General features: G+C 61.3%; 11 protein-coding genes and 1 tRNA gene. 8 read left to right on the top strand and 4 right to left on the bottom strand.

Features of this window, described 5'->3' with window-relative positions; genetic code table 11:
- Nucleotides 1-23: 23 nt before the first annotated feature.
- Complete coding sequence (locus tag AC5FXY_RS14750) at nt 24-2,003, bottom strand: alpha-ketoacid dehydrogenase subunit alpha/beta (protein ID WP_493557461.1); 1,980 nt, start codon at nt 2,001-2,003, stop codon at nt 24-26.
- 128 nt (nt 2,004-2,131) lie between these two features.
- On the opposite strand from AC5FXY_RS14750, the gene AC5FXY_RS14745 reads away from it, so the two are divergent.
- Both AC5FXY_RS14745 and AC5FXY_RS14740 read left to right on the top strand, forming a co-directional pair.
- Nucleotides 2,132-3,601 (top strand): ArnT family glycosyltransferase, encoded by a 1,470-nt coding sequence (locus tag AC5FXY_RS14745; RefSeq protein ID WP_493557460.1) that lies wholly within the window; start codon nt 2,132-2,134, stop codon nt 3,599-3,601.
- Nucleotides 3,602-3,770: 169 nt separating this feature from the next.
- Entirely contained in the window at nt 3,771-5,054 is a 1,284-nt protein-coding gene (locus AC5FXY_RS14740; RefSeq protein ID WP_493557459.1) for a M16 family metallopeptidase, read from the top strand.
- A gap of 41 nt (nt 5,055-5,095) precedes the next feature.
- On the opposite strand, the gene AC5FXY_RS14735 is transcribed toward AC5FXY_RS14740, so the two are convergent.
- Both AC5FXY_RS14735 and AC5FXY_RS14730 read right to left on the bottom strand, forming a co-directional pair.
- The gene (locus tag AC5FXY_RS14735) at nt 5,096-5,572 is read right to left on the bottom strand and encodes a hypothetical protein (RefSeq protein WP_493557458.1); all 477 of its coding nucleotides are present in this window, start codon (nt 5,570-5,572) and stop codon (nt 5,096-5,098) included.
- A 152-nt stretch (nt 5,573-5,724) separates the two neighbouring features.
- Nucleotides 5,725-6,069, bottom strand: a complete 345-nt coding sequence (locus tag AC5FXY_RS14730) for a hypothetical protein (RefSeq protein WP_493557457.1) — start codon at nt 6,067-6,069, stop codon at nt 5,725-5,727.
- Nucleotides 6,070-6,229: 160 nt separating this feature from the next.
- Here AC5FXY_RS14730 and pheS point away from each other — a divergent pair, with 160 nt between their 5' ends.
- The 6 genes from pheS to AC5FXY_RS14700 all read left to right on the top strand — a co-directional run bounded on the left by pheS (nt 6,230) and on the right by AC5FXY_RS14700 (nt 13,222).
- Nucleotides 6,230-7,315, top strand: a complete 1,086-nt coding sequence (gene pheS / locus AC5FXY_RS14725) for a phenylalanine--tRNA ligase subunit alpha (RefSeq protein ID WP_493557456.1) — start codon at nt 6,230-6,232, stop codon at nt 7,313-7,315.
- A 70-nt stretch (nt 7,316-7,385) separates the two neighbouring features.
- Complete coding sequence (locus tag AC5FXY_RS14720) at nt 7,386-8,237, top strand: 3-hydroxyacyl-CoA dehydrogenase NAD-binding domain-containing protein (RefSeq protein WP_493557455.1); 852 nt, start codon at nt 7,386-7,388, stop codon at nt 8,235-8,237.
- Between the two features lie 44 nt (nt 8,238-8,281).
- Nucleotides 8,282-8,734, top strand: coding sequence for a hypothetical protein (locus tag AC5FXY_RS14715; protein ID WP_493557454.1), 453 nt, complete (start codon nt 8,282-8,284; stop codon nt 8,732-8,734).
- A 96-nt stretch (nt 8,735-8,830) separates the two neighbouring features.
- Nucleotides 8,831-8,904 (top strand) — tRNA-Asn (locus AC5FXY_RS14710).
- Between the two features lie 633 nt (nt 8,905-9,537).
- The gene (locus AC5FXY_RS14705; RefSeq protein ID WP_493557453.1) at nt 9,538-11,586 is read left to right on the top strand and encodes a PAS domain-containing sensor histidine kinase; all 2,049 of its coding nucleotides are present in this window, start codon (nt 9,538-9,540) and stop codon (nt 11,584-11,586) included.
- Between the two features lie 448 nt (nt 11,587-12,034).
- Nucleotides 12,035-13,222, top strand: a complete 1,188-nt coding sequence (locus AC5FXY_RS14700; protein WP_493557452.1) for a PAS domain-containing sensor histidine kinase — start codon at nt 12,035-12,037, stop codon at nt 13,220-13,222.
- A gap of 30 nt (nt 13,223-13,252) precedes the next feature.
- Here the strand turns inward: AC5FXY_RS14700 and AC5FXY_RS14695 are convergent, their stop codons facing one another.
- A complete protein-coding gene (locus AC5FXY_RS14695; protein WP_493557451.1) occupies nt 13,253-14,341 on the bottom strand; it encodes a PAS domain-containing sensor histidine kinase in 1,089 nt (362 codons plus the stop codon).
- Nucleotides 14,342-14,654 lie beyond the last annotated feature (313 nt).

Below are 14,654 nucleotides of genomic sequence, written 5' to 3'. Positions count from 1 at the left end.
GACCACCAGCTCCTAGCTTGTTCTTAGTATGCCATCAGCTTTTCCAAGCACTGGCGCAAACGGTTGTCGGCCAGAAACTGCTGCTCCAGGCCAGGCGCAAAGGGAATGGCTGTATCCAGCGAGGCTACGCGCTGGATGGGCGCGTCGAGCGAGGTGAAGCAGTGCTCGGCAATCCAGGCACCAATTTCGCCGCCGATACCACCGGTGAGCGTGTCTTCGTGCAGGATGATGACGCGGCCAGTTTTCTCCACCGTCGCGCGCACGGCCTCCTGGTCCCAGGGCAGCAAGGTGCGCAGGTCCAGGATGTCGCAATCGAGGTCAAGTTCCTCGGCCACCCGGGCGGCCCAATGCACACCCATGCCGTAGGTGATAATGCTCATTTCGGAGCCTTCGCGGGCGAGGCGGGCCTTGCCGATGGGCAGCGTGTAATAGTCGTTGGGCACCGGCCCGCTGATGGAGCGGTAGAGCATTTTGTGCTCGAAGTAGATAACCGGGTTGGGGTCTTCCAGCGCGGCGCAGAGTAGGCCTTTGGCGTCGTAAGGCGTGGCGGGATACACCACTTTCAGGCCGGGCGTGTGCACAAACCACGCCTCGTTGGACTGCGAGTGGAACGGGCCGGCGGCCGAGCCGGCCCCGGTGGGCATGCGCACCACCACATCCGCGTTCTGCCCCCAGCGGTAATGGCTCTTGGCGAGGTTGTTTACAATCTGGTTGAAACCGCAGGTCACGAAATCGGCGAACTGCATTTCCACCATGGCTTTTTTGCCCTTGATGCTCAGGCCTAGTCCTGCGCCGATGATGGCCGACTCGCAGAGCGGCGTGTTGCGTACGCGACCCTTGCCAAATTGCTGCACGAAGCCTTCGGTAATCTTGAAGACACCGCCGTACTCGGCAATGTCCTGGCCCATGAGCACCAACTCCGGGAAGCGCTCCATGCTTTGGCGCAGGCCATCGGAAATGGCATCTACGTAGCGGCGCTCGGTGCTGGGGGCATCAGGCGCGGGCGTTTGATCGGGCGCTTCGAAGGGGCGGTACATATCGGCCACTTCCTCATCCAGGTCGGGCGTGACTTCGGGCGTGTCGAACACCAGGCGCCAGGCCTCGTCGATTTCGTCCTTAATGGTGCGGCGGTAGCGCTGCTTGGCTTCATCATCGAGCACACCTTGCTCGATCAACCACCGCTCATAGTTTTCGACCGGGTCTTTCCGGCTCCATTCCTCAAACAGTTCCTGCGGCACGTACTTGGTGCCCGAAGCTTCCTCGTGGCCGCGCATGCGGAACGTGAGGGCCTCCAGCAGCACGGGGCGCGGATTCTGGCGCAGGTCTTCGGCGAGGCGGCGCACGGTATCGTACACTTCCAGCACGTTGTTGCCGTCCACCTGCACGGCCTCGATGCCGTAAGCCGGTCCTTTGTTGATGAAGTAGCCGTGGCGAAACTGCTCGTTGCTTGGCGTGCTAAGGCCGTAGCCGTTGTTTTCAACGATGAAAATGACCGGCAGCTGCCACACAGCGGCCACATTCAGGCCCTCGTGGAAATCACCCTCGGAAGCGCCGCCGTCGCCGGAGTACACCACCGTCACCTTGCCTTGGTTGTCGAGCACGTTGGCCAGCGCGATGCCGTCGGCCACGGCCAGTTGCGGGCCCAGGTGGCTGATCATGCCCACGATGTGGTGCTCGTTGGTACCGAAGTGAAACGACCGGTCGCGGCCCTTGGTGAAGCCGGTTTTCTTGCCCTGCCACTGCGCAAAGAGGCGGTCGAGCGGTAGCTGCCGGCAGGTAAACACGCCCAGGTTGCGGTGTAAGGGCAGAATGTACTCGTCGGGCTGCAGGGCCAGCGTGGAACCTACCGAAATAGCTTCCTGCCCGATGCCCGAAAACCACTTGCTCACCTTGCCTTGGCGCAAGAGGATAAGCATTTTCTCTTCAATCATGCGGGGCTTCAGCAGGCCCTCGTAGAGGCGAAGCAGGTCGTCGTTGGAGTAGTCTTTGCGGTCGAAGTTCATCGGGTGGAAGGGGTTCGGGAAAGTGCTGATGGCAAAGGTAGAAGGTTGACGTAGTCTTTGGCGCAGCAGGGCCACTCCGTGCTTACATTGTACATTACGACCTCCTTGACCGCTACTATTCTCACGCCTTGCGCTGGATTACCCGTATTCTCCCCTTCTTGCTGGCGCTGATTGCCGCTGGCTTTTTGTTGTTTTGGAAGCTCGACGGCCTGCCGGTACAGCAATGGGACGAGTCCCGCACTGGCATCAATGCTCTAGAAACCCTGCTGCACCGCGATTGGCTGGTGATACGCTACCAGGGGCAGCCCGACCTGTGGAACTCCAAGCCGCCGCTGCACCTGTGGCTGCTGAGTCTGAGCTTTGCCCTGTTGGGCCCTACTGAACTGGCTTTGCGCCTGCCCTCCGCCCTGGCCGCCCTAGCTACGGTACTGCTAACGTATCTGGCCGCGGGCCGCGCCTTGCGCAGCCCGGCCGCCGGGCTTCTGGCCGCGCTGGTTCTGGTGTCGGCTGGAGGCTTTACCTCCCTGCACGTGGCCCGATCTGGCGACTTCGACGCGCTGCTTACACTCTGGACCACAGCGGGCACACTGGCTTGGCTGACCTACCTGCGCAGCGGCAACACGCGTTGGGCCGGGTTGGCGGGCTTGGCCTTTGCATTAGCCATGCTTACCAAGGGCGTGGCCGGCGCGCTACCGGCGCCCGGACTCCTGCTGGCCGCTTGGGCTACCGGACACGGGGGGCGCCTGCGCCGCCCGGCACCCTGGCTGGCTGGCGGCTTGGCTCTGCTTGCAGCCGGAGCATGGTACATGGTTCGCGAGCTGGCTGCGCCGGGCTACCTGGCCGCCGTGCGGCAGTTCGAGTTGAACATGGCCACCGAAGAATTGGAATCCAACGGCCGTCATGTGCTTTGGTACGTGGGCCGGCTGCTCGAATTTAACTTCTCGGCATGGCTGGCTCCAGCTCTACTGGCGGTGGTACTGGCCTGGCGCCGCTCCACACCGCCGCTGCCCGGGCAATTGTTTGTGCGAGGCGCTGCTTGCGCAGCGGGCTGTCACCTACTGCTTCTTTCCCTGGCCCGCACAAAGCTCTCTTGGTACGATGCTCCCATTTACCCACTGCTGGCGCTGCTGGCCGCCGCAGGCGTGAGCTGGGCCGCCCGGGCAGTTGCTACAGCATATGGTTGGCGCCCCCGGTCTGGCTTATTGCTGCTGCTGGTGCTGCTAGCCGTGGCAGGCCCCTACGCCGACCGGCTAGCTCACCTGCGCGAACTGCACCAGCGCCGCTGGGAGGTTTCAGCCCTGCTTTACGGAAAGCACCTACGCCAGCAGGTGGCGCAACTGCCTACCTTGCACACCTATACATTGGTGCGGGGTGGCGAATTCAACGACAGCCCAGAGTTTTACCGCACAGCTGCCGAGCTGCAGCACGGCCACCTCATCAGCCGGGCCACCTCCTACGAAGTGAACAAGCTGGCGCCCGGCAGCGTGGTGGTGGCCTGCGGCGCTGCGGTGAGCAAGCCCTTGATGCAACAGTTTGAAACCCGGGTGCTGCTGCAAACCGATTCGTGCGTAACCCTTGAGCTAGGACGGCGGCGGTAGGGCAAAGTGTTATACTCTTCTGCGGCGCACCTAATTCCGGGCCCGCATCTGGCAACTGGGCGTGCATGGGCAGTTTTTGGCCCGCTGCCCACTAGCATCAGCCGAACCTGCCAGCCTTTTCGTAGGTTAAGCTTTCATTTGGCATCCTACTCAGCATCTACTGCCTTTCATGATAAACTTCCAGGAATTTACCCTCGATAACGGCCTGCGCTGCATCGTGCACGAAGACCTCACGCAGCCCATGGCCGTGTTGAACATCCTGTACAACGTCGGTTCGCGCGATGAGGACCCGGAGCATACCGGTTTCGCGCACTTGTTTGAGCACCTGATGTTCTCGGGCTCCATCAACATTCCGAGCTACGACGAGCCCTTGCAGCGCGTGGGCGGCGAAAACAATGCCTTCACCTCCCCCGACATTACCAACTACTACCTCACCGTGCCGGCCCAGAACATCGAAACCGGTTTCTGGCTCGAATCAGACCGCATGCTCAGCCTGGCCTTCTCCGAGAACGGCCTGGAAGTGCAGCGCAAGGTGGTGGTGGAAGAGTTCAAGCAGAACTACCTGAATCAGCCCTACGGCGACGTGTGGTTGAAGCTGCGGCCCCTCGCCTACCAGCACCACCCCTACCGCTGGGCCACCATCGGCAAGGAAATCAGCCACATCGAAAACGCTACGATGCAGCAGGTGCGCGACTTTTTTCAGAAGCACTACTCGCCTGCCAATGCCATTCTGGTAGTAGCCGGCGCCGTGCCCCTGGACGAGGCGAAGCGCTTGGCTGAAAAGTGGTTTGGCCCGATTCCGGGCGGTACGCGCTACGAGCGACAGCTGCCCAAGGAGCCCCGCCAGACCGAAGCCCGCCTGCTCACCGTAGAGGCCGATGTGCCGCTGAGCGCCCTGTACAAAGTGTACCACATGCCCGGTCGCGCCGACGACGATTACCAGGCCGCCGACTTGCTGGGTGACGTACTGGGCCGCGGCAAATCGTCGCGCCTGTACCAGCGCCTGGTAAAGGAGCGGCCGCTGTTCAACTCCATTTCAGCCTCCGCCATGGGCTCGTTGGAGCCTGGCTTGCTCGTCATCAGCGGCAAGCTCAACCAAGGCGTGAGTCTGGAAGAAGCCGATGCCGCCGTAACCGAAGTGGTGGAAGAGCTGCGCCAGCAGGAAATCCCCGCCGACGAGTTGGAAAAGGTGAAAAACCAGGCTGAGGCCAGCATCGTGTTCAGTGAGCTGGAGCTACTGCACCGCGCCATGAACCTCGCGTACTATAAGCTCATCGGTGATGCAAACCTCGTCAACGAGGAAAGTCAGCGCGTGCAGGCCATAACGCCTGCCGACGTACTGGCCGCCGCCCGCGAAGTGCTGCGCCCCGACAACAGCACCACGCTGCGTTACGAAGCCTTACCCCAGCGTGCAGCCAAAAAAATAGCCGAGGCTGAAGAAGCCTCGGCTTAAAGAACTGACGCCAGGATGAATCCTGATCCGGGCCGGTAGTTTTACTGCTGGCCCGGATTTGTATTCAGCAGGTCTACTTTGTTATAGTCCACGCTGCGCGGACGCATCGAGGGCTTCTGCTGAATGGGGCGGCCCATGTAGTCGGAGCGGGTGCGGCTGGAGGGCAGCAACGGACGGCCCGGTGCCACGCTCATGCCTTCGCTGCGGTCGGGAGTGCGGTCGATGCCACCATAGCCGCCAAAACCGCCACCCGCCGCATCGGCATTGTTCGGCTGGGCTGGAGTTGCCGGGTCGGTAGTGGTGGGGGCAGTAGCCGGAGCCGGTTCCGAGGCAGTTGCCTTGGCGCCGGAGCTCGTGCTGGTAGCCTTGGTTTTGGTGCTCTTGGTAGGTGCTGGGGCGTCCCAGCTGCTTCCCCAGCCGTCATTGGCTTTGGAAGTCGATTTTTTAGGCGCCGTTTGAGCCTGGGATTCGAGCGAAATCAGGCCTGTCGCCAACACAATAAAAGCCAACCGTATCATGGTCTGAGTCTGAAGCTTGGTGAGGTTAAAGAGAAGGGTATCAGATTTATGTACGCCAAAAAGCACTCAGCAGCTACGCGATAAACACGTAATCTACCGGCATTTCAGGCAAGCATAAGTGCCACCGCTAACCGCTCGCTTCCGAAAACAGTTCAGCGCCGTTTGCTCTTGGCTGCAGGCGCGGCTGTTTTAGGTTTGGCGGGGGTGGCTGGGGCAGCAGTTGTCGGAGTCGTTTTGGCCGACATGGACGAGGCACCTTGCGCCGGAGCCGTTTTGGCCGGCTTCGGTTTCAGCGGCCGACCCATGTAGTCGGTCGTCAAGGCAAGCGGGCGGCCCAGGCGCATCCCGGGAGCCAGCTTTACGTCATCAGAGGAGCGAGGCTGCGTACGCGCCCGGTAGCCACGGCCGGTCCGAGATTTTTGCTGGGCTTGGGCGGGCAAATCGGCCCACACGAAGAGCAGGGTAAGCAAGGACGGCAGCAGTAGACGGCGTAGCATGAGTTAGGCAGATTAGTGGGTGGGCAACTAGTACTGTGCCTCATACGCAGGTGCCCGAGGAACGGACATTCATAGAATAATTCAAATACATAATTGATTTATCCCCTTGCAAGCCAATTGGCGCACCAAAGCCCTTTCGAGGCCTATCTTTGCTCTTGTTATGCAGGATACGATCCAACAGCTTCAGCAGGAAATAGAGGCCTACGACGTCACGACGGCGGCCGGGCTCGACCAGTTTCGCATTGCTTACACCGGCCGTAAAGGCCGCATTGCCGATCTTTTCGACCAGCTCAAAACCGTGCCGGCCGAAGAGCGCCGCGCCGTGGGCCAGCAGCTCAATGCCCTGAAGCAGCTGGCGCAGGACAAGTTTGACCAGCGCCGCCAGCAGCTTGAGGAAGAAGCCGCCAGCCAACCCGCCGATGCCGGCTACGACTATACCCTGCCGCCGGTGCCCGGCGCCTTGGGCACGCGCCACCCCTTGAGCCTGGTGCGCGACGAGGTAGTGCGCATCTTTTCCCGCATCGGCTTCAACGTGGCCGATGGCCCGGAAATCGAGGACGACTGGCATAACTTCTCGGCCCTGAACTTTGCCGAAAATCACCCGGCCCGCGAAATGCAGGATACCTTTTTCCTGGGTTCTCCGGTGACAAGTGATGAGGCAACAAGTAACACGTCTGACCTGTCACCTGTCTCCTCATCACCTTCGCACCTGCTGCGCACGCACACCAGCACGGTGCAGGTGCGCCTGATGCAAAGCCAGAAGCCCCCCATCCGGAGCATCATGCCCGGCCGCGTGTACCGCAACGAGGCCATTTCGGCCCGGGCCCACATGGTGTTTCACCAGATCGAAGGCTTGTACATCGACGAAAACGTGAGCTTCGCCGATCTAAAGCAAACCATCTACTACTTCGCGCAGGAGTTCTACGGCGCCGACGTGAAGATGCGGATGCGCCCCTCCTATTTCCCCTTCACCGAGCCCAGCACGGAGATTGACATTTCGTGCCTGATCTGCAAAGGCGCCGGCTGCAACATCTGCAAGTACACCGGCTGGGTGGAAATCATGGGCGCGGGCATGGTCGATCCGAACGTGCTGCGCAACTGCGGCATCGACCCGGAGCGTTATTCCGGCTTCGCCTTCGGCATGGGTCTGGAACGCCCCACCATGCTCAAGTACCAGATCAAAGACCTGCGCTTGTTCACGCAGAACGACATGCGTTTCCTGCGTCAGTTTGAATTCATTCACTAAGGCCTCAGTGCCGGGCGCTTCCGCTTAAGGAGGCAAGCGCCCGGCACTAACCTTAGCTCGGCACTCCACTATGCACCATACCTTAAACACCATCGCCGTAGTAGGCGCGGGCACCATGGGCGCTGGCATTGCGCAGCTTTGCCTGCAAGCCGGCTTCACCACCCTGCTCTATGACGTGAGCGAGAACATGCTGCAGCGGGGGCAACAAAGCATCGAAGCCGGCTTCGGCAAGCTGGTGGAGAAAGGCCGCTTGAGCGCCTCCGACCGCGACGCCGCGCTGCAGCGCCTACGCTTGACGCATGACCTGGAGGAAGTGCGGGCCGACCTCATCATCGAGGCCGTGGTGGAGAAGATGAACGTCAAGCACCAGCTGTTCATCGACCTGGCCATGTTTAACGGCCCCGAAACCATTCTGGCTTCCAACACCAGCACCTTCCCCATCACCCAGTTGGCCGCCCCCGTGCCCAACCCCGAGCGCGTGGTGGGCATGCACTTCTTTAACCCGGCCCCGCTGATGCCACTGGTGGAGGTGATACGCGGCGCCGCCACCGCGCCCACCGTGGCCGAAACTGTGTGCGAGTTAGCCTTGAAACTTGGCAAAAAGCCGGTACTGGCCGCCGATGCGCCAGGCTTCATCGTCAACCGCGTGGCCCGTCACTTTTACGTGGAGAGCCTGAAGGCCCTGGAGGAAAACGTGGCCCCGCTGGAAACCATCGACGAGCTGCTGGAGTCGGCGGGCTTCCGCATGGGCCCTTTTAAACTGATGGACCTGATCGGCGTCGACACCAACTTTGCCGTAACCAGCTCCTTGTTTGAGTCTTTCCATTACGACCCGAAGTTTCGTCCGAGCCGCATCCAGCAGCAGAAGGTGGACGCTGGCCACCACGGCCGCAAAACCGGTCGCGGTTTTTACCAATACTAGCCCCGCGCTGAACAGAAAACTACCAGCCGTACGTTAGTACCTGCATGACTACTCCGCTTCGTTCGCTCCTGGGTTTGCCTGTTGCCGCTGGGCTGCTGTTATCGGCTGCTGTGAGCGGTTGCGGCTCGTCGGGTACCGCTGCGGAGCCGGCCATTCCGTCGGCCGTCGTCAACGAAGTAGTACCGCTCAGCAACCAGCAGTACGCTGCCCTGCGCTTCGACAACGGGTACGTGTACATCAACGGGGCCGGCGTGCGCGGCATCATTGTGGTGCGGCAGAACGCGCAGCAGTACCTCGCCTTCGAGCGTAACTGTCCTTACCAGCCTTACGATCCGTGCGCTAAGGTCAGCGTGGACCGTTCGGGGTTCTTTATGATCGACTCCTGTTGCGCCTCTCGCTTTGACCTGCGCGGCCAGGTAACCAGCGGCCCAGCCTTCCGGCCACTGCGTCAGTACAACACTGCCATCAGCGGTAATTTGCTGTATATCACGAATTAGCAGCTTTTTTCAAAAAATTTACCGGCTAGGGGTTGCAGAAAATTAAATCCCGTCGTAGTATTGCACCCGCAATCAGCCACAAAGCAATTGCCAACCGCTTCCTTAGCTCAGTCGGTTAGAGCATCTGACTGTTAATCAGAGGGTCCCTGGTTCGAGCCCAGGAGGGAGCGCACAACAACCGTAATACCCGCCGAGAACCGGCGGGTATTCGTGTTTTTAGCCCAGAGCATAGGCTTTATCTAGGAGGTCAAATCGGTATTCTTCCCTATTCCAGTATAGAAGCCGGTAACCAAACCAGTACATGATCCAAGGTGCACCGCCGAAAAACCAAGCAGCAAAAGCACCGGCTGCACCTTCTGCCTCCCATCCCAGATCCTTTCCAAGGTGCCCGTGTTGCCGAGCGCAGCCATGCGTTTTCGACCGTATGAAGGCACTGGTGAGAGTTTAGGTTGAATCAAGAAGCGGAGCCTCCGGTGCCACAACACCCGCATTAAGGCGCGTTGGTGGGGCGGCGACCATTGGAAAGTCCAGATAGATTCGTGAGGGTGGTTGGTCTGCAACTCGACGGGGGCTTCGGTAGGAGTTCCGCTCATTTACACGCGGGTGCTTTCCGGCCAAGGGAATTAAACAAAACACCCCAACCGCATAAGCAATTAGGGCGAGTGGCTTTTCTAATCCATCTGGATACTACGTGAATAACCTTCTGTCCTGTTAATCCAGACGGTCGTTATCGTTATCCAACGCAGCGCGGCCCCAGCTACTTGCGTAGAGCTACTCCTACGGTCTGCCTTATTCTCCATCCTATGCCTGACACCTTAGGGCTGCTTACCGCAGTTGCCCCACCCGACGAGCTGCTGCGCGACTTGCTAGCGGTGTCGATGACCGGCGTTATCTACTACACGCCCATTTACGACCCGCAGGGCTCGGGCGACATAATCGATTTCCGCTTCGAGTACCTCAACCCGGCGGCCCAGCGCATGATGGGCATGCCCGCGGTGCCCACCGTCACCCACAACCAGCAGTGGCCGCACAGCCAGGCCCACGGCACCTTCGCCTTCCACGTCGAGGCCTACCGCAGCGGCGAGCCGCGCCAGTACAACGTCAACTACCAGGCCGACGGCTACGACAACTACTACCGCCTGGCCGCCCGCCGCTCCGGCCAAGGCCTGTGGGTGAGCTTCACCGACACGGCCGACCAGCCCCGCTCCCCCGTGGAACTCGCCCTGCGCCAAAGCCAGGCCCGCGAAAAGGCGGCCCGCACCGAGGCCGAATCCCAGCGCCAGGCGCAGGAGCGCGGGGCCTTCTACCACGTCTTCGAGCAAGCCCCTGCCCTGATTGCCCTGCTGCGCGCGCCCGAGCACCGCTTCGAGTACGTGAACCCCGCCTACCAGGCGCTGTTTCCCGGCCGCCAGCTCGTGGGCCTTAACGCAGCCCAGGCCGTGCCGGAACTGCAAGCGCAGGGCTACGTGCAGCTGCTTGACCAGGTCTACCAAACCGGCGAAACGTACTTCGGCGCGGAGCAGCCGTTCGCGCCGCTCCCAGCCCAGGACTCGTCCGCCGAGCAGCGCTACTACAACTTCACCTACCAGGCCTACCGCGAGGGCGGCGAGATTGCCGGCGTGTCCATTTTTGCCTATGATGTTACGGAGCAGGTGCAGGCCCGTGAGCAGCGCGAAACCGAGCGCCAACAACTACAGGCCGTGTTCGCGCAGGCGCCGGTAGCCGTGTGCTTGTTCCGGGGCGAAGACTACGTACTTGACATCGTCAACCCGCCCATGGGCGAGATGCTGGGGCACCCGCTGCCGGCCCTGGTAGGCCAGCCTTTTTTTGAGGTGTTGCCGGAGCTGCGCAACCAGGGGTTGCCCGAACTGCTGGCCACGGTGCGCCACACCGGCACACCATTCGTGGCCCAGGAACAGGAAATCCAACTGGCCCGCCACCTTCCGGGAGCCCCGGGCTACTTCAACTTCGTGTACCAGCCCCTGGTCGATGCCCACGGCCAGGTGACGGGCATCGTGTGCGTAGCCACCGACGTCACCGAGCAGGTGCAGGCCCGGCGCGTGGTGGAGGAAAGTGGCCAGCAAGCCCAGGCGCTGGCCCAGGAACTCAGCGCGGTCAACGAGCAGCTGGTGCGCACCAACGTGGACCTGGACAACTTCATCTACACCGCCTCGCACGACCTGAAAGCCCCCATCTCCAACATCGAAGGCCTGCTGTACCTGCTGCAGGAGGAGCTGCCCGCCGATGTGAGGCAGGGCGAATACGTGGCCCCCACCTTGACCCGCATGCTGCAGGCCGTGGAGCGCTTCAAGCGCACCATTGAACACCTGACGGACGTGTCCAAGCTGCAGAAAGAGCATGCTGCTTCCGTGGCCTTGGTGAGCCTGCCCGCCACCGTTGAGGACGTGCGCCTGGACCTGGAACCCCAGCTGCAGAAAACCGGCGCCAAGCTATTCGTCGATGTGGCCGCAGTGCCGCCCGTCCGGTTTTCGGAGAAAAACCTACGCTCGGTGGTGTACAACCTGCTCAGCAACGCGCTCAAGTACCGCTCGCCCGACCGCACGCCCCACATCGACGTGCGGGCGCGCGTGCGCGACGGCCACACCGTGCTCGAAGTGCACGACAACGGCCTCGGCCTGGATGCCCATCAACTGCCGCGCCTGTTCAACATGTTTCAGCGCTTTCACACCCACGTCGAAGGCTCGGGCATCGGCCTGTACATGGTCAAGCGCATGGTGGAGAATGCCGGCGGCCGCATCGAGGTGCACAGCCAGCCCGGCGCCGGCACCACCGTTTTCGTACACTTTCCCCACGCCGACGACGACCCTGGCCCGGGCTTTCCCAGCTCCTAACGTCTTCTCCTGATGGCCGCTATTTCCCGCTCGTTGACGACAAGACGACAACTACCTCAACCAAGCCCTGCTGCGGCGCATGGCCGTCACCGACACGGTGCTGGTGGCCGTGAACGGGCAGGAGGCGCTGGACCTGCTCCACACCCACTGCGCCCCGTCCCCACCTGCCCGGCCCTGATTCTGCTGGACATGAAAATGCCGCTGATGAATGGCGTGGAGCTTCTCAAAGCTTACGCGCAGCGCCCCCCGACCAAAACCCGGCCGTAGTCATCATGCTCACCACCTCGCTTAATCCCCACGACGTGGCGCGGATGGAGAACTTGACCATTGCAGCTATCTGACCAAGCCCCTGACGCGCGAAAAACTCCAGCAGATTCTGCAGGAGCACTTTAACTATCCGGCGTCCACGGCCTAGCCTGTTAGTCAGCGCTTTTTGTTATATTCCGCTGTGCTGTCCCCTACCGAACTTTTTTCCCTCGAAGCCCAAAACGAGGCCCTGCGCGAAGAAAACCAGCAGTTGCGGGCCCGTCTGGCCAGCGCGCAGGCGCAGCAAATCCACTCCGACGAGCACACGCAGTCCCAGAGTCGTTTTCGAACGGTATTCGAAAACTCCCCCTTCGGCCAGAAAATCATTACCCCCGACCTAATAATTCGCCAAGTCAACCCGGCGGTGGTGGAGATGCTGGGCTGCGCCAGCAAGGAGGAGTTGGTGGGCCGGCGGATTCTGGAGTTTGCGCACCCGGACTACCAAGCCGACTGGCGCTTTCTGCAGCAACGCCTGTGGGCCCACAAGCTGCCGCACTTCACCTTGGAAACCTGCCTGGTGCGCCGCGATGGATCGACGTTCTGGTGCCAGGTGACGTCGATTTGCTTTCCGGACGGGGACGAAGTGTTGGGCTACACCCTGTTGGAGAACATCAGCGACCGAAAAGCCCTGGAGCTGTCGCTCAAGCGTCTCTACGACGCGCAGGAAACCATTCTGTATCTGGTAACCCACGACCTGAAAACGCCCATTGCCCACATTCAGCTGCTGGCCGACCTGCTCGAGCGCCAGGCGGTAGCGCCGCCGGAGGGCCTGGCCGACACGCGGCAGTACCTGACCCTGATCCGCAGCGCGTGCCGCGAAGCCGACAAGCTGCTGCGGGACGTGCTGCTGTTGGGCTCCCTCAACGCTACGCACCTGAAAAAGCAGCCCACCGACCTCAACGCCTTGCTGGACGAGCGGCTGCAGGCCCACTCCCTGGTGGCTCGCGACCGGGGCATTGCCTTGGAGCTGGACGTGCCCGAACACGCCGTGCAGGCCAACCTGAACGCCGGGGCCTTTGGCCGGGTGGTGGACAACCTGGTGAGCAACGCCTTGAAATTTACCCCTTCCGGCGGCAGCGTTACGGTGGGACTGCAGGAGCAGGCGGGCACGGCCCGCCTGCGGGTGCAGGACACCGGCATCGGCATTCCCGAGCACCTGCAGGCCGAACTGTTTGAGAAGTTCAGTCCCGCGGCCCGTCCCGGGCTGGCCGGCGAAGCCAGCACCGGCCTGGGCTTGTTTATTACCAAGCAGATTGTGCAGCTGCACCGGGGCAAAATCCGAGTGGAAAGCTGCGAGGGCGCTGGCACCTGCTTTGTGGTGGAGCTGTAGTAAACGACCCGGCCCGACGGTCTGAAAGCCCTATTCCGTCAAGGCGGGTAGTTCGAGGACAAACAGGGTGCCCTGGCCTTCAGCGCTGGTAAAGCGAATCGTGCCCTCGTGCAGAGCGACAATGGTCTTGATAATGGACATGCCCAACCCCGTGGTTTTCTCGCCGCGCAGGCCGGGCCGCCTTGCTTTGGTGAACTTATCGAAAAGCGACGGCTGCAGCGCGGCGGGAATGCCCACACCGGTGTCGGCGACGCTAATGACAATCCGTCCGGTTGGCTGCTCTAAGCCCAGGGTGATGCACCCGCCGTCGGGGGTGAACTTGATGGCGTTTGAAATCAGGTTGTTGATGACCTGCTGAAACTTGTTTACGTCCACTAGCGCGTACACGGGCTGCGCCGGGGCCTGGAAGTCAAAGCGCAGGTGCGTGTGCTGCTCGGCCTGCTGGTACTCTTCCATGATAGCCGCGAACCAGTCCACCAGGTTGGCGCGCTCTAGCTTGAGCTCCACGTTCACGGACTCCATAAATTCGTTGTCGACGAAGTCGCGGATCAGGTTTACTCCGTGCGTGCAGGTGCGCTCCATAAGCTGGAGCAGGTGCTGCATGGTGTCGGTGGTACGTCCCTGGGCCTCGAGGCGCAGCTCCTCGGCCAGCTGCTGCAGCAGCGTGAGCGGGGAAGCCAAATCGTGCGAGAGGATTTCGAGCGTGGCGTCTTTCTTGGTGTTGAACTTCTGCGCATTGATGGCCGCCTCCTTGCTGCGGGTGATGTCCAGCACGGTGCCGCTCAGGTAGGTCTGCCCGTCGGAGAGCTGCTCCAGAGCCGCCGAAAAGCACAGCCACTGAATACGGCCGCTGGGCTGCCCAACCCGCACCTCGACATCTTGCACCAGTTCCCCGCGTATGGCGTGGCGCATGCGCTGGCGTAGGTGCAGCAGATCCTCGGGGTGCAGGCTCGCCAGCCAGCCCGGCAGGTTTTCGTTGACCTGCGCCCGGGAGCTGCCGAAAACCTGTTCGTAGGCCTGGCTGACATAGTCCACGCGTCGTTCCGTGATGTGGTATGCGAAATGCACAGCCTTGCCGCGGTCCAGCAGGGAGCGAAACAGTAAGGGATAATCTATCATGCAGCCGTTGGTGGGGCCGCACCAGAAAGGCGCGGCAGCAAATCGAGCGGAAGAAGGCAGGTGGTGCTCGGACAACAATTACCGCACCCCGCTAACCTTTAAAGATAAGCCTTTGAGTTCTTAGTAGCTTGTCCCAGGTTACTTTTAACCAATTTGTTAAGTGCAAGAGCCAGGCCAGGGACCGGACCTCGCCGGAATGGGTATTTTCTCCTTGCGGCCGGTCATTGCCATCGACATCCAGGCGCGTGCCAACGGGCGCTGACGCTTATTTCGGCTGGGCCAACAAGGTGTGAAACTACTCTTGAGCATTGCG

The organism is Hymenobacter sp. FMD4, assembly GCF_058932745.1.
This window is presented reverse-complemented; position numbering and strand designations above follow the sequence as displayed.